Genomic DNA, 18873 nt, shown 5'->3' with positions numbered 1-18873 from the left:
GAATGGCTTTCAGTTACACATCGGAAAGTTGGGGAGCCGCCCCGGACGCTTTCTGCTCGCGCAGTTCCTGTAACAGCGTTTCCAGTTTTGGATCGCCAAGATAGTTTTTGATTTCAATCACCGGCACGTTCTTGCTCATTCTCACGCGGTCGGCCAGATTCTGATGCACCACCACCAGATCGGCATGATCCGGGATGCTTTCAATGGCGAAGTGACGCACGGTAATGCCCTCATCCAGCCCCGCTTTTTGCAGCTTTTTACGGAAAGTGGTGGCCCCCATGGCGCTGGAACCGGCACCGGCATCACAGGCGAAGGCAATAAAGCGCACGCTGCTGACGTTAACCGCAGTCATTGAGTCGCTAACGCCTGCCAAGCCCTGAGATTCACGTTTCGCCGCGGCGTAGGCTTCGCTCATACCGGCTTCTTTGGTGGATTTCATCTGATCCTGAGACGACACAAAGCTGTCGCTGTCTTCCGTTGAGCGATCGAACTTCAGCACGATGCTGGCACCGATAAAGGTCACGATAGCCGCAGCACCAATACCGCTCAGGGTGGCGAGGAATTTCCCCGGTGGGGTCAGCGCCATAAAGGCAAAGATGGATCCCGGCGTGGCACCGGCCACCAGCCCCGCATGCATCAGCGAGAAGACTTCGATGCCCACCGCAGAACCGAGCATCAACGGCAGGATCATCAGCGGCTTCATGTACACGTACGGGAAGTACATCTCGTGAATGCCGCCGAAAATGTGAATGATGGTCGCGGCCGGAGCGGATTTCTTCGCCATGCCTTTACCGAAGATGCAGAACGCCAGCAGCAGACCTAAACCCGGGCCAGGGCTGGCAAAGACCATAAAGAAGATCGAACTGCCGTTAACTGCCGCATCTTTCATGCCCAGCTGATAGAAAATCGCCTGGTCGATGGCGTTGTTAAGGAACAGAACACGGGTCGGTTCAATCAGCAGCGCCAGCGTTGGCAGATAGCCCGTTTTCAGCAGGCCATCAATGGCAAAGGCAATGCCATTGGTGATGCCCAGCATAAACGGCCCGATAAACTCATAGCCCAGCAGCGCCAGCACCATACCGGCAATACCGAGGGCAAAGTTCTGCACCACGTTTTCGAGACCCGCCGGAATGCGGTCTTCAAGCAGGCGGTCGATCTGCTTACTCACCAGCCCTCCCAGCGGACCCATCGCCATCGCGCCAAGCAGCATTGGCACGTTGGTCCCGACTATCACCCCCATCGTCCCGACCGTACCGATAACCGCGCCGCGCTTGCCACCCACCATCTGGCCGCCGGTGTATCCCACCAGCATCGGCAGCATGTAGCGGATCATCGGTTCAACCAGCGACCCGAACTCCTTATTCGGGAACCATCCGGCGGGAATAAACAGTGCGGTAATGAATCCCCACGCCATAAACGCGCCGATATTCGGGATCACCATGGCGGTAAGAAAACCACCAAAGCTCTGCATTCTTGCTCTTATAGATATGTTTTTCATAGGGTTAATCCTGAGCCAAGTTTTCTTAACGGGTTACTATCCTGGTGAGAAAATACGAATCCGGGCTAAGCCGAATTCGCTGGAGTGACTAATCGAAGCACAAGATGTCTAGTCATCTTCATAGTTGATTATTCACCTGACCATTTCAACCCGTCTGTTAGTGCATGGCTGAGAATTTATAAAAGTTGTAAAGCACCTCACAATTTCATGCTGCGAGGTGCGAATGCAGGAATTATTTTCTCAGAAGATTTTCCACCAGCGCGACCCACAGGCTGATGCCCGGCGCGATGATGTCATCATTGAAGTCGTAATAAGGACTGTGAAGCGGGTAATGTGTGGAAGGCGCGTCGTCGACTTTCGATCCCAGCCAGAAATAGGCGCCTTTGCAGCTTTCCAGCATAAACGCAAAATCCTCTGAAGCCATGGAGGGTGCCATGTTCCAGTAAACCTTTGACTCGCCCAGCGCCGATATTGCCGCCTTGCGCACGCTGGCCGCTTCGGTGGGATGATTCATCGTTACCGGATAGCCCACCTGATAGTCGAGTACGCCTTTCACGCCCTGTGCCTGAGCACTTTGCGCGACCAGTTGTTCGATGTGCCTGCGCACTTCCAGACGAACATCTTCCTGCAGACATCGCACCGTACCGCGAATAACCGCAGTTTCCGGGATAACGTTATAGGCATCGCCCGCATGGATTTGCGTGACGCTCACTACAGCATTCGCCAGTGGTGAAATACGCCGCGAAACAATCCGGTTTAGTGCGCCGATCAGATCCGTTGCCAGCAAAATCGTATCGGTTCCGCTCTCCGGCATCGCCGCATGACAACCTCTACCGGTCAGCACAATGTCAAACGTGTCGAGCGAGGCCATCATCGCTCCCTCGCTGACGCCGACGTGGCCAAAAGGCAGCCCAGGCCAGTTATGCAGGCTGTAAACGCCCTCCATGGCAAAGTCGCGGAACAGTCCGTCCTCAATCATTGCCCTGGCACCGGCAAACCCCTCCTCGGCCGGTTGGAAAATAAAGTGCACCGTACCGTGAAAATTCCGGTTTTCACTCAGCTGTTTCGCCGTGGCAAGCAGAATAGCCGTGTGCCCGTCGTGGCCACAGGCATGCATCACCCCCGGCACGGTCGAGCACCAGTCCTGCGTTCCCAACTCATCGATCGGCAATGCATCAATGTCGGCCCGCAGACCAATGGTCGGACCCTGACCGTTGATCAGCGTCCCCACCACTCCCGTTCCGCCGATGCCCGTTGTTACCGAAAGGCCAAAACTCGTTAATAGCCGGGCGATCATCGCTGAGGTTCTGAATTCGGCATACGCCATTTCAGGATAAGCATGTATCTCGCGACGCCAGGCCACCGCCTCAGTCAGCACATCAACGGAAAAGGTCATTGACTTATTTCTCCTGCGCGCCGTAGCCAAAGTTGACCAGCGGCTGTTCGGCGGTTTCAACCCAGACGCTTTTCACTTCGCTGTATTCGCGCAGCGCTTCCAGCCCGGATGAACGCCCGTAACCACTTTCACCGTAACCCCCGAATGGCGACGCCACGTTGATGGTTTTGTAGCCGTTAATCCAGAAGGTTCCGGCTTTGACCTGGCGGGCGATGCGATGGGCACGACCTACATCTTTCGTCCATACGGCCCCGGCAAGACCGAACCGGCTCTCGTTAGCAATACGAATAGCGTCCTGTTCGTCTTTGAACGGAATGGCGATCACCACCGGCCCAAAAATCTCTTCCTGCGCGACGTACATTGCGTTGTTGCCGGTCAGGATGGTCGGATTGATATAGAAACCGTCGCCCTGTGGCACGGGATCCGTGCCGTTACCCGCCACCAACGCGCCTTCTTCCCGCGCTTTGTCCAGCATGTTACAGACGTGACGATACTGCTTCTCGTTGTTAATCGGACCGATCTGCGTTTCAGGGTCTTCAGGGTTGCCGACACGAAACTTCTGCGAAGCCACGGCCATATCGGCGATAAATTTCTCGTAGATGCTTTCCTGCACCAACAGGCGTGAGCCTGAAACACAGCTCTGACCGGCTCCGCCGAAGATCGCCCCCTGCGCACCGCGCAGTGCCTTATCCCAGTCCGTATCTTCAAAAACGATATTGGCGGATTTCCCACCCAGCTCCAGCACCGCCGGAATACCGCGCTGTGCTGCCGCCACGGCGATAAGCTTACCGGTTGCAGGCGATCCCACGAAGACCACTTTACGGATCGCCGAGTGAGCAATAATCTGCTGACCAATGGTATGGCCGTTTCCGGCAATCACATTGACCAGTCCACGCGGTGCACCCGCACGTTCTATCAGCACACCCACAATCAGCGAGGTCAGTGCAGTCAGCTCCGACGGCTTGATGATCACCGCATTCCCGGCGGCGATCGCCGGGGCAATCTGCCAGCCACAGGTAAAGATCGGCGCATTCCATGGGGTGATTTGCAGCACGGTGCCCAGCGGTTCATAGGTCACGTAGTTCAAATGCGTGGTGGGAACCGGGATAACATCGCCGTAAAGTTTATCGGCCCAGCCGGCGTAGTATTCAAACATTTCAGCGACTTTCTGCACCTCACCGCGGGCATCGCGTATGGGTTTGTTGGCGGATAGCGCTTCAATTTCGGCCAGCGCGTCGGCTTCCTTACGGATTTCAGCGCCGATGGCGTACATGATGCGGCCACGGGCCTGCGCGGTCAGCGCCCACCACTCCGCCTGCGCACGCTCTGTGGCTTCTGCCAGCACGGGTAGCAGCGAGGCATCCGCATCCTGATAGGTATAAAGCACGCTGTTATCGTGCGCGCGTTTAACAGTAATCGTGTCGCCCTGGCCCGCAATAAACCTGCCGTCAACGTAGCTGGCGATGCCGTCATGTCCGCCCCAGTACGGGGCCAGTTTTTCCTGCAGTGTGCTGTGACTCATCGTTTATTGTCCTTTCGAAAAGAGGCTGTTATCGGTCTGGGAGACGATATAGGTAAAATCTTCATTGTCCGGGATCGTAGTCAGGCTTTTCTGCCACAGACGGCCCACCGAGGCGAACAGCGGCAGATCCAGCTCAAGCTGATCGGTTAGCGCCAGTCCAAGCCCCACATCTTTACGCATCAGGCCCATGGTAAAGCCAGAGTCGTAAGCCTTGTTAAGGATCCACTTTTCGAACGAGACTTTACTGACCGCGCTGCCGCCGGAGCCGGCATTAATCCCTGCCAGCACCCGTTCAGGATCCACACCGGCGTGTGACGCCATCGACAGCGCTTCGGCTGTGGAAATTAGATGAGCAGCACAGAGCATGTTATTGGCAATTTTTGCCACGTTACCGGCACCGCAGTCGCCGACATGAACCTGAGAAGCGCTCATGGCTTCCAGCACCGGGCGGACCGTAGCAAACTGCTCATCCGTTGCGCCGACCACCATCGACATGGTTCCCGCCGCCGCACCGGCAGGGCCGCCGGACACCGGCGCATCGATGAAACCGATATTTTTTTCACCCAGCCTGGCCGCCAGCGAGCGGCTGACTTCCGGCGTGGAGGTGGTGGTATCAATCACCATCAACCCCGGTTTGCCATGATCGAAGATACCGTTATCCCCCAGGCAGACCGCCTGCACGTGCTCTGCTTTTGGCAGCGACAGTACGACCGCGTCCACGCTTTGCAGCAGTTCAGCAACGCTGGCCACGCTGGATACCCCTTTCTCTTCCAGACGCGTACGTGCCTGCTCGGATAAATCAAAACCGCGTACGTTAAAGCCCTTACGAGCCAGCGTGGTCGCCATGCCAGCGCCCATGTTACCGAGCCCGATTACACCAATGCTGAGAGCCATCTGTGCCTCCAATTTGTTAACTGATAAATTCGAAAATGACGTTACCGGTCCACTCGGGTGCCACCAGCAGGCGGTGCTCAAGTTCGGTGTAAGGAATATTCTGATGTTCCAGGATCAGGCGAAGATCGTCAGGTTTGGTGGTATGCAGGGTGATCACCACGCCGTGCGGGCCCTGCCCTTCACGCCGGGGAAGCGGCAGACCAGGATAGCGGCGACTCAGTGCAGTTTCATCCATTGCTCGAAGTTCGCCGCAGCCGCTATCGGCAATCAGTACGCCATCCAGCACACGGCTTTTGCCGGGATAAAGCGTTTCCCAACGCGCTTGCAGTTCTTCCGGGGCCGCCAGCCAGGTCACCGCAGCAATACCGTCTACGCCGTTCGGGTGGTTTTGCCAGCCCGGCACCCAGATCAGTTCAGGTTTGTGCTGGTGACAGATGAAATTCGAGGCGTCCGGCATCGTTTCATCCACCAGCAGACCAAGCGAAACTACCGCCTCATCGGGCGTGCCGTCGGGAAGGGTCATTTTGCGCCTGAAATCAATACGCCCCTGTCCCGGCAGTCCCGCTTCCGTCAGCTGTGCATAATCTTCATCGGCATTTTTGCTGTGCAGCGCAACCAGGGAAATCCCTTCTTCGCCGCGCTGCAGAAACGCGCCCAGCTGTCGGCCAAAACAGAAGCCGTTGACGGCGTTAGTGCCAAACTTCGAGGCGTCATCCACGCCAATCAGTTCGATAAAATTGTTCGGGAACATCATCAGAGTTGTCACCGTTCCCCACGGGTGGTAGCTCACCGGCGAAGGGGAAAAGCCCATGCGAATATAGTTTTGCATTGCGCGCGGATGATCTTTTACAGTGACCAGCGGATGGTCAATACCAAATCGAGCCTGAGCGGGAGGGATCATAACGTCTCCTGATTACTTCACGGATTTAGAGGTAAGTGTGTCGAGTTGTGCGGGAACATCCGCAATCACTTTTGCCGGGCATCCGGCAACGATTTTTCTTTCCGGTACCGTCCGGGTCACCACCGAGTTTGCGGCGACAATGGCCCCGGCACCGACCTGAATATTGCCGAGTACGGTGGCGCTGGCGCAGATCAACGCTCCGCGTCCGATTTTCGGGTGCCTGTCGCCGGCTTCCGTCAGCGTGCTGCCGAGCGTGACTCCGTGCCAGATGCTGACGTCATCTTCCACCACGGCGGTTTCACCAATCACAATGCCGATACCGTGATCGACAAACAGCCCTTTCCCCATGCGTGCCGCAGGATGGATATCGATATTCCACTGCTGCGAGGACCAGTTTTGCAGCAGCACCGCGCTCTGACGGTCGCCGTCATGCCAAATCTGATGAGACACCCGCTGTGAAGCGAGGGCAATAATGCCGCGAAATGCCAGCAGGCCGGTCAGTTCATCAGGGCAGGCTGGATTCACCGCTACCAGCTTTTGCAGATCGCACTCGGTGGCATGAACGAGGGTAGGGTTACTGCGCAAAACATCGCTGAACCAGCCCTGTAATTCGGCACCGTGCGCATGCGCCGTCAGGCAACGATGCAGGTGATAAGAGAGCGCCGTTGCCAGGTCGCCAAAGTCGAGAATCATTGATTGCAGATAGCCGCGGAGTCTGGGGTTACGCGCTTCCAGCCCGGCAGCCTGAGTACAGATGTCAGTCCACAACATAGCGTTAAACTCTCTGTAACAAAAAGTTGAGCCCAGTATAGACATCCGTCAGAGCGCTAAACAATAATCAAGATATTGCAAAATCGTTGCCTTTTTGAGAACACTGGAGGAGCTATGCAGGGGATCAGTTTTAATCGACTGAGGTATTTTTTTGAGGCCGTCAGGCTGAAAAGCGTCAGGGGCGCGGCAGATTATCTTAACGTTGCCCCCTCCGCGGTTAGCCGTCAGATCTCACAGCTTGAGCAGGAGCTGAACAGCCAGCTGGTTGAGCGCCATCGCCGCGGGATCAAACCGACCGAAGCCGGTGAACGCGTGCTTGAGTATTACCAGCTGCATCTCGCCGAGCAGGATTTACTGTTTGATTCGCTGCAGGCGCTGCGTGGCGTTCAGGCGGGCAGCATTACCCTGGCGATAGGCGAAGGCTACATTGAAAGTATTTCCGCTATCCTGTCCGATTTCACCGCGCGTTATCCCAACATTCGCATCAATATCGAAATTTGCGGCAGCAATGACGTGATGCGTTTGATTGTGGAGGATGAAGCCAACATTGGGATTCTGTTTAATCCTGCGCTGGAATCCCGTCTTCGTTCACACCTGTCATTTACTCACCCCCTGTGCGTCGTCACCAGCCCTGCACACCCGTTAACCCGACAGCCCCAGCCGCTTGAAATGCATAGCCTGATTGAACACCGGCCAGCCCTCACACGTGTCTCGCACGGTATCCGGCAGATTGTGACCCGCGTTGAAGAAGATACCGGCGTGAACCTTGAACCTGCCGTGGTCTGCAACAACCTGCTGCTGCTAAAAAACTATGCCATTGACGGCGGCGTGTCGCTGCTGCCTGATTTTATGGTTAGAGACGAAGTCCGCGCCGGGAAGCTGGTGGCGATCCCCCTGCATCATCAGCTGTTTGCACATACTCAAACGCACATCATCACGCGACTGGGCCGGCAGCACAGCTCCGGCGTGAACAAGTTACTTCAGCGGCTAACCTCGGCAATTTTCCAGGATCGCAGCAGCTGACCTCCGGTTGTGTTCTCATTTGGGCAACAAAAGAAACCGTCTGTGATATTGTTGCCCTTAAGCGAGATGATAATATGCCAGTCAAATATATTATCTCGCCTTTATTTAAAATAATAAGGGCTTTTTGTATTTATTAAAATCACCAGTCACCACGCAAAATAGACATAAAACCAACACCACTGACGGGTAGATTTAATTTATTTTTAACACCTGTGACGCACGCCAAATTAAGAAAAATTAAACGTCATAACAAAATCCAATTACTCACAAGATCACATATTTTGTTATTTTCCTGTGCAAACATCTTCACATGTTAATTATAACTTCGTTAATTCACCTGCTGACTTAACGGTCTTGTTATCTTCCTGTGAGCTGTCAGGACATAGCTCCATTAAGCACCAACACGAAGTGGGTAATTTTCAGACAATATTCCTGTTAACAGAGGTAATGGTATATGTCCCAGGGCAAACAACAGCGTGGCCTGAAAGAAAGACATCTGAGCGTCATGGCATTAGGCGCAGCAATCGGCGTGGGCCTGTTTCTTGGCTCTGCTAATGCCATAAAACTGGCAGGACCGGGCATTATGCTGGGTTATCTGGTAGGAGGTCTGGCTATATTTATTATTATGCGGTCACTGGGTGAAATGGCCATCAACAATCCGGTTTCCGGCTCCTTCAGCCGCTATGCTCGCGATTATATTGGCCCCCTCAGCGGTTATCTTACCGGCTGGACATACTGGTTTATGTGGATAGTCACCTGTATGGCGGAAATTACCGCCGTCGGGATTTACATGCATATCTGGTATCCCGATACGGCCAACTGGATTTGGGCGCTGGCGGCGCTAGTCGCGATGGCCTCGGTCAATTTCTTTGCGGTGAAATTTTATGGCGAATTTGAATTCTGGTTCGCGATGATTAAGATTGTCACCATTGTTTTGATGATTGTTTCAGGCGTCGGAGCCATATTCTTCGGACTGGGTCACGGTGGTGTCGCGACGGGCGTTGATAACCTCTGGCAACACGGCGGCTTCCTGCCTTACGGCATGTCCGGCCTGCTAATGGCTATTCCGCTGGTGATGTTCTCCTATGGCGGCATCGAAATTATCGGTGTAACCGCCGGCGAAGCGCAGAATCCGGAAAAATCACTGAGCCGCGCGGTTAACTCGGTATTCTGGCGCATCCTGTTGTTCTACGTCGGTGCCCTGTTCGTGATTATGGCGATTTATCCCTGGGACCAGCTCGGCACACAGGGCAGCCCGTTTGTCATGATCTTCGAGAAAATGGGCATCCCGTATGCGCCAGGCATCATCAACTTTGTGGTGATCACCGCCGCGCTTTCATCCTGTAACAGCGGTATTTTCGGCACCGGTCGTATGCTGCTCAACCTGTCCGAACAGGGGCATGCACTTCCTGTTTTCCGGCAAATCAGTAAGAACGGTGTGCCGACCGCCGCGATCGTCTTTTCAGTCGCCATGCTGTTGATTGGCGTAGTGATGAATTATCTGGCTCCGGCGGAAATCTTCATCTGGCTTAGCGCCGTCTCGACTTTCGCCTCGGTGTGGACCTGGTTGATTATCCTTTACTCCCATATCCGCTTCCGTCAGTCGATTAGCGGCAGTGATAAGACCGTTGCACCGTCTTCGCTGATGGTGCCTCTGTTCCCGCTGACCTCCTGGCTGGCGATCCTTTTCCTGTTTGGCGTGCTCGGCGTGATGCTTTACCAACCGGCGCTTCGGCCTTCCGTGTTGATAGGGCTGGGATGGATAGCCATGCTGACCGTGCTTTACTATCTGCTGGGCTACAACAAATCCCCTGCGGATTCCAAGAGAGTGGGCCGCGCAGTCACCGATAAGCCATCGTAGATACCGATACCCTGCAGGTTGCGAAAAGCCCCCATTAAGGGGGCTTTTTCATTGTCCCGACTAAAGATTGCGTTGGGATATGTATAAAGAGAGGTGAGAATCAGTCGACAATAATGCGGGGAACGCGCGGGGTCACTGCACTTAATAATTCATAACCTATCGTACCGGCATGACCTGCTACGGTGTCCACAGGAAGATGCTCTCCCCACAGTTCCACGCCAGTTCCAATCCCCGCCTGCGGAAACGCCGTCAAATCTATCGCGATCATATCCATCGATACCGTACCGCGGGTCTGCGTCAACCGTCCGTTGATTGATACCGGTGTTCCACTTGCCGCCTGGCGGGGGTAGCCGTCGGCGTAGCCGCAGGCAACAATGCCGATACGCTCTTCCCCGGTCGCGATGTAGCGCCCACCGTAGCCGACCGAACTGCCCGGCCGCAGTGGCTGAACGGCAATCACCTCACTTTTTAGGCTCATCACCGGTTGGACACCCAGATTGCTGATGTCGTTAAAAACGCCGGAAGGAGAAGCGCCATAAAGGATGATGCCGGGCCGCACCCAGCCGTTGCGCGTTTCATGATGCCAGAGCGTTGCCGCAGAATTGGCAATGCAGAGCGGCAGGCCCGTTTCGTCAGCAATATGGCGGATCGCCGCTTCCGGTTCGCTAACGCCTTCCTTTTCATCCGCGCGGGAGAAGTGTGACATCAGCGTAATATCGCCGATCGCCTTCGAGCGCTGGGCGAGCTGACAGATGCGTAAAGCCTGCTCAACGGGAAAACCCAGACGGTTCATGCCGGTGTTGATTTTCAAATACACAGGGAACGGCACGGCAGGACGGTAGGTTTCAAGGGCATTAAGCTGCCACTCGCTGTGTACCGCCGTGGTCAGCTGATAGCGTTCAATCAGCTTCAGATCGGCCGGGTGAAAAAAACCTTCCAGCAGCAGGATCGGGCGGGTCCACCCTGATTCCCGCGCCCTGACTGCTTCATCAAAATCCAGCAGTGCCAGACCACTGGCGCTACCCAGTGCGGGCAGTACGTTTTCGATACCGTGACCGTAAGCGTTCGCTTTAATGACTGCCCAGAGCTGCGCATCACCGGCCAGGGCGGCGACACGGTGAAGATTATGTTTTAACGCACGAAGGTTTATTTCGGCTCTGATCGGACGGGGCATGACTTTTCTCCTGAATTAAGCCTGGTGGCAACGCTCAGCTGGCCTGCGCCGTTTGATAACGAAAAATGTTGAGATCACGCGTGTCAATTTCTGGCTCTTTACCTGAAATAATGTCGGCAATGATCGCCCCGGATCCACAGGACATGGTCCAGCCCAGCGTGCCGTGACCGGTATTAAGATACAGATTGCTCAGCGAGGTTTTGCCGATAATCGGCGTGCCGTCAGGTGTCATCGGCCGCAGCCCGGTCCAGAACGTGGCGTCTTCAATGTGCCCCCCGCCCGGGTACAGGTCGCTGACCACCATTTCCAACGTTGCGCGGCGTTTTTGCCGCAGCTCAGTGTTGTAACCCACGATCTCCGCCATCCCGCCAACGCGAATGCGGTCGTCGAAGCGCGTTACGGCAACCTTATAGGTTTCATCAAGGATGGTTGAAGACGGTGCCTTTTCCCGGTTTTTAATCGGAATGGTCAGTGAATAGCCCTTGAGCGGATACACCGGAATGCTGAGGCCTTTCGGCATTAATGACGGTGAATAAGAACCCAGCGCGACAATATACTTATCGGCATAGAATACCTGGTTCCCACATTGAATACCGGTAACGCTGCGGCTGTCGTGAAGAATGGTATCGATGTGTTTGTTAAACACAAACTCTACCCCAGCCTTCTTCGCCAGCTCGGTTAACGCCCGCGTAAACATCTGACAGTCGCCGGTTTCATCCTCCGGCAACTGCAATCCGCCGGTCAGTTTATCGGCCACCTGAGCCAGTGCGGGCTCGGCAAGATGCAGTTCGGCGGCGCTTAACAGCTTGTACTGAACCCCTGCGCCTTTCAGAACTTCGATATCCCGATGCGCATTATCAAACTGCTTCTGCGATCGGAACAGCTGCAGTGTGCCGCCCTGGCGTCCCTCATACTGAATGCCCGTTTCGCTTCGCAATTCTTTAATTTTTTGCCGACTGTAGTTCGCCAGCCTGACCATACGTGATTTATTCAGCGCATAGCTTTCCGCATCACAATTTTTCAACATCTGTAGCATCCACGACAGCTGCCGCACGCTGCCATCCGGACGGATCGCCAGCGGCGCATGCTGCTGGAACATCCACTTAACGGCCTTGACCGGGATGCCGGGTGCAGCCCAGGGGGCCGCGTAACCGTAGGAAAGCTGACCGGCATTACCCGCGCTGGTTTCCAGCGCGGGGCCTTCCTGACGGTCAATCACCGTAACCTGGTGCCCCGCTTTTGCAAGATACCAGGCGCTGGCGACGCCGACGATTCCACTGCCTAAGACAATTATGTGCATAATGGTTAATCCTGAAATAGACCTGACGATATCAGGCTGGCCGCGCAACGAGTGGCGGCCAGCCATTGTTTACTGGTTCAGGACAGATAATTACCATCCGGCAGCCATCGTAACAATGTCAGTCATTTCGAGATTTGTTGATTAAATAGCAACACAGATTCGAGCGCCGGTGCTGCTATTGAATGGCTAATATAATCAACATCTTCAGTGGCGGATGCCGCAGCGCTTAGCGCTCAACCGTGCTGGCTAATTCTGCCGCAGGCAGGCGCGGCTGGGAACGCTGCCAGCCGGAGCCGTAGCGGGTGTACTGTGGCGGTACGGGCATCACCACGTTGAGATCGTCGGCAGCGGTACGTGCCCAAAACGGATCTTTCAGCATTTCACGTCCCACCAGCACCATATCTGCGCGGCCGTTCTGCAAAATTTCTTCCGCCTGGCGGCCGGTTTCAATCAGGCCAACCGCCCCGGTTTTGATATCCAGTTCGCGGCGCAGCAGTTCGGCGGCCGGAACCTGATAATTCGGATAGGTGTTCACCTGCACCATCGCGATGCCGCCGCTGGAGCAGTCGATCAGATCGATCCCCTGCTCTTTCATCCACGTCCCCCACAGCAGGAAATCCTGCGGGCGATTGCCGCCTTCGGCATAGTCCGTCGATGAGATCCGCAGGAACAGCGGGCCGTTCCACTCGCGGCGCACGGCATCAATCACCTCGCGCACGATGCGGTAGCGGTTTTCCTGGCTGCCGCCGTATTCGTCGGTCCGCGTGTTCGCCAGCGGCGAGAGGAACTGGTTCAGCAGATAGCCGTGAGCGCAGTGGATTTCAATCACGTCGAAACAGGACTCGCGGGCGCGGCGGGCCCCCTCTCCGAACGCACGGATAACTTCTTTGATCTGTTCCACGCTCATCGCCTGTGGCACGCGGGATTCTGTGGTAAAGGGAATGGCCGATGGTGCAATGGACGGCAGGTTGATCCCCAACTGGCGACCGGCATGACCAATCTGCGCACCGGCCTTCGCACCAAAACGGTGGATGGCTGCCGTCACCCGGGACAATCCTTCAATATGACGATCGTCCCAGATGCCGATGTCGCCCGGTCCAATTGGACCATTCGGCAGCACCGCTGCGGTTTCCAGCATCACCAGGCCCGCGCCCCCTAACGCCCGGGCTCCGTAGTGGATCACGTGAAAATCGTTGGTTTCCCCATCGTCAGAGGCCGAGTGCATACACATCGGCGACATGGCAATGCGGTTACGAAACTCCACGCCGTTGATGGTAATGGGTTCAAAAAGTAAAGCTGACATAGCGACTCCCAAAAAGCGATTGATCTTCAGAGCGCTGAAAGTACCATAGGGTTAATTTACGTTTATACCCTAAAAAAATTCATATACTTACCAAAAGGTAACTGTGGGATTGTCATGAAAAAATTACGTAACTACGACTCAGCCCCGGGCTGTTCGATGGAAGCCGCGCTGCATATTATGGGCGGAAAATGGAAGGGCGTGATCCTCTATCACCTGTTCAAGGACGGCACTCAGCGGTTCAGCGAGCTGCAGCGTTCGATGCCCAGCATCAACCAGCGCCTGCTGACCAAACAGCTACGCGAGCTGGAGGAGGATGGACTGATCCTGCGGCAGGTGTATCCTGTTGTGCCACCGAAAGTCGAGTATTCACTCAGCGATGAAGGCCGGGAGCTGAACAAGCTGGTGCTGGATCTGAGCCTTTGGGGCAGGCAGTGGCTGGAGCGGCGCGGCATGAAAACAGCGGTTGAGGAAGATCTGGACGAGATTAAAAAAGCACTGGCCGATCCTGTGAAATGATACAACGGCGGTATAAACAAATCATCAGGCAAAGACACCAATGAATATTATTCTGATGCGCCACGGCAAACCGACGTTTGCCGGTGCGGCAAAAGTCACATCCCAGGAGATGACCCACTGGGTTAAGCAGTACGATGTTTCGGATACGGGTGGCGACATACCGCCGGAATCCGCCATCGCCTTGAAAAATACAGGGCCGATCGCCGTCAGCAGCCCACTACCCCGGGCAATCTCCTCCCTTCAGGCTCTCGGCTGCGAGCCGGTGCTGGTTGATGAAGTGTTCAAAGAAGCCGAGCTGCCGCTATACATCATTCCCGGCCTTCGGCTTTCCCCCTTTCACTGGGCGGTGGTTTATCGCCTGCTGTGGCTTTGCGGATTTGCTCGTAATGTTGAATCGCTGAACACGGCGAAAGTGCGTGCAGCCAGCGCGGCGCGAAGGCTGGTCGATCTGGCGAAGGAAAGCAATCGCCCCGTACTGCTGATGGGGCACGGCATTATCAACCGGCTGATCGCCCGTGAGCTGAAGTCGCTGGGCTGGCAGGAGGACAGTCGGCCTGGGAAAGGGTATTGGGGGGCGGGGATTTATTCGGTTCGGTGAGGATTGTGGTTTATTATCTGATAATAAAAACAATTCAGGTTTAACCAGACAAGGCACACTATGGGATTACTGAAGGCAGGGCTTCGAACCGCGAATGCTATCGTTACGCTCGGTGGTTCGCTGGAATTAGAGCATGCGAAAGCAAGTTTCGAATCCACACATGCTTCCTACAAAATAACGTATGACGAAGTCACACAGATAAAAGCCAGGATTGATAATCGCATTACTGAATTGGGTGACACGTTAAAAACCGTAAAAGCTAAACTGGATCATATTGAGCACGTGTTAGAAACCACTCCCCTTTTTAGCGATAAACAGCGCAGGCCAACACTACGTGCATCGCAGAGTATTGAACAATTTAACCAACATTACTCCGGCGTACTAAGCGCAGGGTTTGGTGGAATGGTCGGTGGCTCAATGGCATTGGGGGCGTGGGCTATCGTATCAGCCATCGGTACCGCATCTACGGGTACGGCCATCGGCACTTTGTCCGGTGTTGCAGCCACCAATGCGACCCTTGCCTGGTTTGGCGGGGGAGCATTGGCCGCTGGCGGAGCGGGAATGAGCGGCGGGATGTTGGTTCTGGGCGGGATCGTCGCGGCACCGATTATCTATTTTGCAGCGAAAGGAGCCTGGACTAAAGCCCGCGCTTTTCAGGACCAGGAAGTACTCGTTGCACAAGAGCATGAACAATTACGTGCACTAAAACCTGAACTTGAGAAGCAATATAACGAGGTATTCGCGTACACAGCTCAATTAAATCGTTATTGCCACACATGGCTGGAACAAATGGATCACGCTTTAGCGATTCTTTATCCCTGGGGGAAGCTCAGTGTGTTTTATCGGGATATTCTGCATATCGTCGGCATTAAGTGGAAAAAACCGGAGCATCTGGCGGCGATTGAAACGATGAATCAGCAAACCATTCAATTCTTGCGTTTTTTCCACAACGGGAACGCGTGACCGGCTCCCTCCGTATTAACACATCATGATGTGAGTCGTGCCTGTGTTTGCACGAGGATCAGTATAAAAATATCGCCGGATAACTATGAGCGTGGAGCGGACATGCCTTTTTTAGGTTGAATGTCGGCGCTTCCACTCATCAACAACATCAGCCAAATTTTTGGCGGCATCATTTCTTATCCAGGCCATAAACTCGCGATCAAATCGAAAATTCGGGCCACATTCTTCAATCATGAAGCGGCGAACGTTTTGGGTATTTTTGTAGTTTTTATCAACCACAGTGGTACGTGTTAATAATGAACGATGCCAGTCGATGTTCATTTGTTGACTCCTGAATTAAGCTCACGCCTGCCCCTAACCAAACCGCCCCACGCAAAAATCCAGAAAGCTGCGCAGCGCGGGCGTCATTCTCCGGTCGCGGGCATAAAGTATGTGAACGGCGCGGCCGGGCAGCTGGTACTCCTCCAGCACCCGCACCAGCTGGCCTGATTCCAACTCCGCGCCGATCAGCTGACGGGGTTGCATAATGATACCGAGCCCGGCGAGCGCTGCCGCACGTAATGCTTCGCTGTTGTCAGTTTTAAATCGGCCGGTCACGGCAACGGCGATCGGCCCGTCGGGGCCTTCAAATTTCCATTCCGTGCGCATCGTAGTATGGGTGAAGATCAAACACTGATGTTCACTCAGATCGTGCGGAGATGCCAGCTTGCCCGAAGATTCAAGATAGGATGGCGCGGCGCAAATCACCATTTCGTAAGGCGCCAGACGCCGGGCAAGCAGCTGGCTATCCGGCAGTTCACCGGTCCGAAACACCGCATCAAATCCCTCTTCGATCGGGTCCGTCAGGCGGTTTGACAGGCACAGCTCAACGGACACCTGCGGGTTTTGCTTGAGGTATTCAGGCAGCTGAGTGGCCAGCAGCTGGGTGCCGAAGGTGATCGGCGCGCTGATCCTGAGGTTGCCTTTCGGCACTGAGCGAGTCTCAGCGATCAGGGCTTCGGCCTCCGCCATTTCCGCCAGAATGATTTTAGCCCTGTCATAAAATATCCGGCCGCTGTCCGTCAGGCTCTGGCTGCGGGTGGTGCGGCCCAGTAACTGTATCCCAAGGCTCTGCTCCAGCGCGCGGAGCTGCTTGCCGGTCAGCTGTGAGGATTGATCCAGTTCACCCGCCGCGGCTGAAATAGAGCCGCATTCAACCACTTTGATAAACGTCCGCATGCACGCCAGTCGATCCATTTGAAACCTTTTATTTCAAGTTCACGTTCATTATGGAAATTTATCGCAAAAGATTTTGAATGTACATTAGCGGCACGTTTTCAGGCTTCACTACCGGGGCCAGACACTTCACATAATGGCAGGTTAAACCATGAAACTTTTTTCCCGTTCTCTACTGATGGCCGCATCCATGAGCTGTTCAGCCTTCGCTTCTACCACCGATATTCAGGCCGCTAAACCGACGGTGGTGCTGGTTCACGGTGCGTTTTCTGACGGCTCTGCCTGGAATCAGGTTATTCCGCTTCTTCAGGCTGAAGGGCTGAATGTGGTTGCCGTGCAGAATCCCCTAACCTCACTGGCCGAAGACGTTGCCACCACCAAACGGACGCTGGAGAGGCTGACAGGCCCGCTGGTTCTTGTTGGGCATTCATGGGGCGGCGCGGTGATTACCGAGGCAGGCATGGATGAAAAAGTGAAAGCGCTGGTTTACGTTGCAGCATTTGCCCCCTCTCCAGGTCAGTCAGTCAGCGATTTGACCCAAGGATATCCTACACCTTCCGGCTTTAGCCATATTGATGCGGACAGCAAGGGTTATCTCAAACTCACCCGTGAGGGCGTGGCAAAACATCTGGCGCAAGATGTATCCGATGAGCAGGCCGGGCTGATGTTCGCCACCCAGGGGCCGGTGCAGAGCCACGTATTTGCAGAGAAAGTCGGTGCGGCGGCTTGGCGGACGAAACCGTCCTGGTACATCGTTAGCGAGCAGGATCATATGCTGGATACCGGTCTGCAAAATGCGATGGCGAAGAAAATCAACGCCCGCACTACGCACCTTACGGCCAGCCATACGCCACAAATCTCTCAACCGGCAGAGGTGGCGGACGTCATTTTGGCGGCGGTGAACAGCGTCAAATAAGTCAAACATGAGCGCGGCATCCTTCTGCGCTCAATTTCCCCTTACAGCGTGCCGGTACCGCCATCCGAGCACCACACCTGGCCGGAGGTATAGCTGCTTTCTACCGACGCCATGGTGACGTAGAGCGCGGCAATCTCCGCCGGCTGGCCGGGGCGGCCGAGCGGGGCCGAAGCGCCAAACTCTTTCACTTTCTCCTGCGGTTGCCCGCCGCTGGACTGAAGTGGCGTCCAGTAAGGGCCTGGCGCAACGGCATTGACGCGAATGCCCTCTTTACCCAGCTGTTTTGCCAGCGACTTGGTGAAGGCAACAATACTCGCTTTGGTTTGTGCATAATCCAGCAGAATTTCGCTGGGCTTATAGGCCTGGACCGAGCTGGTATTTATAATCGACGCGCCGCGAGGAAGATATTCCAGTGCGGCTTTGGTGATCCAGAACATGGCGTAAACATTGGTTTTAAACGTTGCGTCAAAATCTTCGGTACTTAGAGTCCGAATGGATTCGTTATATTGCTGGCGGCCTGCGTTATTAACCAGAATATCCAGCCCGTCCAGTTTTTCAGCGGCCTCTTTTACCAGCTGCTGGCAAAATGCTTCGCTCCGAATATCGCCAGGCAGCGCAATGGCCTTGCGCCCTTCCGCTTCGATCAGGCGGATGACTTCCGCAGCGTCCGGCTCTTCTTCCGGCAGATAACCGATTGCCACATCGGCCCCTTCACGGGCGTAGGCAATCGCCACCGCCCGGCCAATACCGGAGTCGCCGCCGGTGATTAACGCTTTGCGCCCGGCAAGGCGACCACTGCCCTTATAGCTTTTTTCCCCGTGATCCGGCACCGGGATCATTTTACTGGCCAGCCCCGGCATCGGCTGAGGCTGTTCGACGAAGGGAGGTACAGGGTAGTCAACAGGATTAAGATTCTTGTGAGTAGGCATGTATTCTCCTTCATTTTTTCAGTGAGGTTTAAGCCTGGCACAGATATTCATTTTCACAATAAAAAAACCGTGCTCAGATATTAACCGTTAAAT

Annotated in this window: 18 protein-coding genes; 6 read left to right on the top strand and 12 right to left on the bottom strand. The window is 54.9% G+C overall.

The annotated features are described in order from the left end of the window. Nucleotides 1-13: 13 nt before the first annotated feature. The 6 genes from EC836_RS12035 to epsC form a co-directional block, all read right to left on the bottom strand. Complete coding sequence (locus tag EC836_RS12035; protein WP_123333355.1) at nt 14-1498, bottom strand: PTS mannitol transporter subunit IICB; 1485 nt, start codon at nt 1496-1498, stop codon at nt 14-16. 232 nt (nt 1499-1730) lie between these two features. Next, nucleotides 1731-2894 carry a M20 aminoacylase family protein gene (locus tag EC836_RS12030; RefSeq protein ID WP_123333353.1) on the bottom strand — a complete coding sequence of 388 codons (1164 nt, stop codon included), beginning with the start codon at nt 2892-2894 and terminating at the stop codon, nt 1731-1733. A gap of 4 nt (nt 2895-2898) precedes the next feature. Next, a complete protein-coding gene (locus EC836_RS12025; protein ID WP_123333351.1) occupies nt 2899-4416 on the bottom strand; it encodes an aldehyde dehydrogenase family protein in 1518 nt (505 codons plus the stop codon). A gap of 3 nt (nt 4417-4419) precedes the next feature. Beyond that, nucleotides 4420-5310, bottom strand: a complete 891-nt coding sequence (locus EC836_RS12020; RefSeq protein WP_123333349.1) for an NAD(P)-dependent oxidoreductase — start codon at nt 5308-5310, stop codon at nt 4420-4422. 16 nt (nt 5311-5326) lie between these two features. Further along, nucleotides 5327-6211 (bottom strand): VOC family protein, encoded by an 885-nt coding sequence (locus tag EC836_RS12015; RefSeq protein WP_123333347.1) that lies wholly within the window; start codon nt 6209-6211, stop codon nt 5327-5329. Nucleotides 6212-6223: 12 nt separating this feature from the next. Further along, the gene (gene epsC / locus EC836_RS12010; protein ID WP_123333345.1) at nt 6224-6982 is read right to left on the bottom strand and encodes a serine O-acetyltransferase EpsC; all 759 of its coding nucleotides are present in this window, start codon (nt 6980-6982) and stop codon (nt 6224-6226) included. Nucleotides 6983-7096: 114 nt separating this feature from the next. Here epsC and EC836_RS12005 point away from each other — a divergent pair, with 114 nt between their 5' ends. Both EC836_RS12005 and EC836_RS12000 read left to right on the top strand, forming a co-directional pair. Continuing rightward, nucleotides 7097-8005 (top strand): LysR family transcriptional regulator, encoded by a 909-nt coding sequence (locus EC836_RS12005; protein ID WP_123333343.1) that lies wholly within the window; start codon nt 7097-7099, stop codon nt 8003-8005. Nucleotides 8006-8459: 454 nt separating this feature from the next. After that, complete coding sequence (locus EC836_RS12000) at nt 8460-9866, top strand: amino acid permease (protein WP_123333341.1); 1407 nt, start codon at nt 8460-8462, stop codon at nt 9864-9866. Between the two features lie 100 nt (nt 9867-9966). Here EC836_RS12000 and alr read toward each other — a convergent pair whose 3' ends face one another. The 3 genes from alr to namA form a co-directional block, all read right to left on the bottom strand. Then, nucleotides 9967-11040, bottom strand: coding sequence for an alanine racemase (alr, locus tag EC836_RS11995; RefSeq protein WP_123333339.1), 1074 nt, complete (start codon nt 11038-11040; stop codon nt 9967-9969). Nucleotides 11041-11074: 34 nt separating this feature from the next. After that, nucleotides 11075-12340, bottom strand: a complete 1266-nt coding sequence (locus EC836_RS11990) for a D-amino acid dehydrogenase (RefSeq protein WP_123333336.1) — start codon at nt 12338-12340, stop codon at nt 11075-11077. A 226-nt stretch (nt 12341-12566) separates the two neighbouring features. Beyond that, on the bottom strand, nt 12567-13643 hold the full coding sequence (gene namA / locus EC836_RS11985) for an NADPH dehydrogenase NamA (protein WP_123333334.1): 1077 nt from the start codon (nt 13641-13643) through the stop codon (nt 12567-12569). Between the two features lie 114 nt (nt 13644-13757). On the opposite strand from namA, the gene EC836_RS11980 reads away from it, so the two are divergent. From EC836_RS11980 to EC836_RS24845, 3 genes are read left to right on the top strand one after another with little or no spacing between them, the layout of a single operon-like run. Further along, a complete protein-coding gene (locus EC836_RS11980) occupies nt 13758-14159 on the top strand; it encodes a helix-turn-helix domain-containing protein (protein ID WP_123333332.1) in 402 nt (133 codons plus the stop codon). Nucleotides 14160-14199: 40 nt separating this feature from the next. Further along, complete coding sequence (locus tag EC836_RS11975) at nt 14200-14757, top strand: histidine phosphatase family protein (protein ID WP_233599294.1); 558 nt, start codon at nt 14200-14202, stop codon at nt 14755-14757. 60 nt (nt 14758-14817) lie between these two features. Continuing rightward, a complete protein-coding gene (locus tag EC836_RS24845; protein ID WP_199735173.1) occupies nt 14818-15720 on the top strand; it encodes a hypothetical protein in 903 nt (300 codons plus the stop codon). 111 nt (nt 15721-15831) lie between these two features. Here the strand turns inward: EC836_RS24845 and EC836_RS11965 are convergent, their stop codons facing one another. Both EC836_RS11965 and EC836_RS11960 read right to left on the bottom strand, forming a co-directional pair. Further along, nucleotides 15832-16041 (bottom strand): DUF6434 domain-containing protein, encoded by a 210-nt coding sequence (locus EC836_RS11965; RefSeq protein ID WP_123333330.1) that lies wholly within the window; start codon nt 16039-16041, stop codon nt 15832-15834. A gap of 33 nt (nt 16042-16074) precedes the next feature. Further along, nucleotides 16075-16956, bottom strand: coding sequence for a LysR family transcriptional regulator (locus EC836_RS11960; protein WP_123333328.1), 882 nt, complete (start codon nt 16954-16956; stop codon nt 16075-16077). Between the two features lie 130 nt (nt 16957-17086). Between EC836_RS11960 and EC836_RS11955 the strand changes: the two genes are divergently transcribed. Beyond that, nucleotides 17087-17851, top strand: coding sequence for an alpha/beta fold hydrolase (locus EC836_RS11955; protein WP_123333326.1), 765 nt, complete (start codon nt 17087-17089; stop codon nt 17849-17851). Between the two features lie 41 nt (nt 17852-17892). On the opposite strand, the gene EC836_RS11950 is transcribed toward EC836_RS11955, so the two are convergent. Beyond that, the gene (locus tag EC836_RS11950) at nt 17893-18780 is read right to left on the bottom strand and encodes an SDR family oxidoreductase (protein WP_123333324.1); all 888 of its coding nucleotides are present in this window, start codon (nt 18778-18780) and stop codon (nt 17893-17895) included. Nucleotides 18781-18873 lie beyond the last annotated feature (93 nt).

It is taken from the genome of Erwinia sp. JUb26 (genome assembly GCF_003751505.1).
GTDB lineage: Bacteria > Pseudomonadota > Gammaproteobacteria > Enterobacterales > Enterobacteriaceae > Erwinia.
The sequence above is the reverse complement of the archived record's forward strand: the minus strand, read 5'-3'. Positions and strand labels throughout refer to the sequence as shown.

Excerpts from the sequence above, each read along its gene's own strand:
- EC836_RS12035 (WP_123333355.1), bottom strand. The coding sequence starts at position 1,498 with ATGAAAAACATATCTATAAGAGCAAGAATGCAGAGCTTTGGTGGTTTT.
- EC836_RS12030 (WP_123333353.1), bottom strand. The coding sequence starts at position 2,894 with ATGACCTTTTCCGTTGATGTGCTGACTGAGGCGGTGGCCTGGCGTCGC.
- EC836_RS12025 (WP_123333351.1), bottom strand. The coding sequence starts at position 4,416 with ATGAGTCACAGCACACTGCAGGAAAAACTGGCCCCGTACTGGGGCGGA.
- EC836_RS12020 (WP_123333349.1), bottom strand. The coding sequence starts at position 5,310 with ATGGCTCTCAGCATTGGTGTAATCGGGCTCGGTAACATGGGCGCTGGC.
- EC836_RS12015 (WP_123333347.1), bottom strand. The coding sequence starts at position 6,211 with ATGATCCCTCCCGCTCAGGCTCGATTTGGTATTGACCATCCGCTGGTC.
- epsC (WP_123333345.1), bottom strand. The coding sequence starts at position 6,982 with ATGTTGTGGACTGACATCTGTACTCAGGCTGCCGGGCTGGAAGCGCGT.
- EC836_RS12005 (WP_123333343.1), top strand. The coding sequence starts at position 7,097 with ATGCAGGGGATCAGTTTTAATCGACTGAGGTATTTTTTTGAGGCCGTC.
- EC836_RS12000 (WP_123333341.1), top strand. The coding sequence starts at position 8,460 with ATGTCCCAGGGCAAACAACAGCGTGGCCTGAAAGAAAGACATCTGAGC.
- alr (WP_123333339.1), bottom strand. The coding sequence starts at position 11,040 with ATGCCCCGTCCGATCAGAGCCGAAATAAACCTTCGTGCGTTAAAACAT.
- EC836_RS11990 (WP_123333336.1), bottom strand. The coding sequence starts at position 12,340 with ATGCACATAATTGTCTTAGGCAGTGGAATCGTCGGCGTCGCCAGCGCC.
- namA (WP_123333334.1), bottom strand. The coding sequence starts at position 13,643 with ATGTCAGCTTTACTTTTTGAACCCATTACCATCAACGGCGTGGAGTTT.
- EC836_RS11980 (WP_123333332.1), top strand. The coding sequence starts at position 13,758 with ATGAAAAAATTACGTAACTACGACTCAGCCCCGGGCTGTTCGATGGAA.
- EC836_RS11975 (WP_233599294.1), top strand. The coding sequence starts at position 14,200 with ATGAATATTATTCTGATGCGCCACGGCAAACCGACGTTTGCCGGTGCG.
- EC836_RS24845 (WP_199735173.1), top strand. The coding sequence starts at position 14,818 with ATGGGATTACTGAAGGCAGGGCTTCGAACCGCGAATGCTATCGTTACG.
- EC836_RS11965 (WP_123333330.1), bottom strand. The coding sequence starts at position 16,041 with ATGAACATCGACTGGCATCGTTCATTATTAACACGTACCACTGTGGTT.
- EC836_RS11960 (WP_123333328.1), bottom strand. The coding sequence starts at position 16,956 with ATGGATCGACTGGCGTGCATGCGGACGTTTATCAAAGTGGTTGAATGC.
- EC836_RS11955 (WP_123333326.1), top strand. The coding sequence starts at position 17,087 with ATGAAACTTTTTTCCCGTTCTCTACTGATGGCCGCATCCATGAGCTGT.
- EC836_RS11950 (WP_123333324.1), bottom strand. The coding sequence starts at position 18,780 with ATGCCTACTCACAAGAATCTTAATCCTGTTGACTACCCTGTACCTCCC.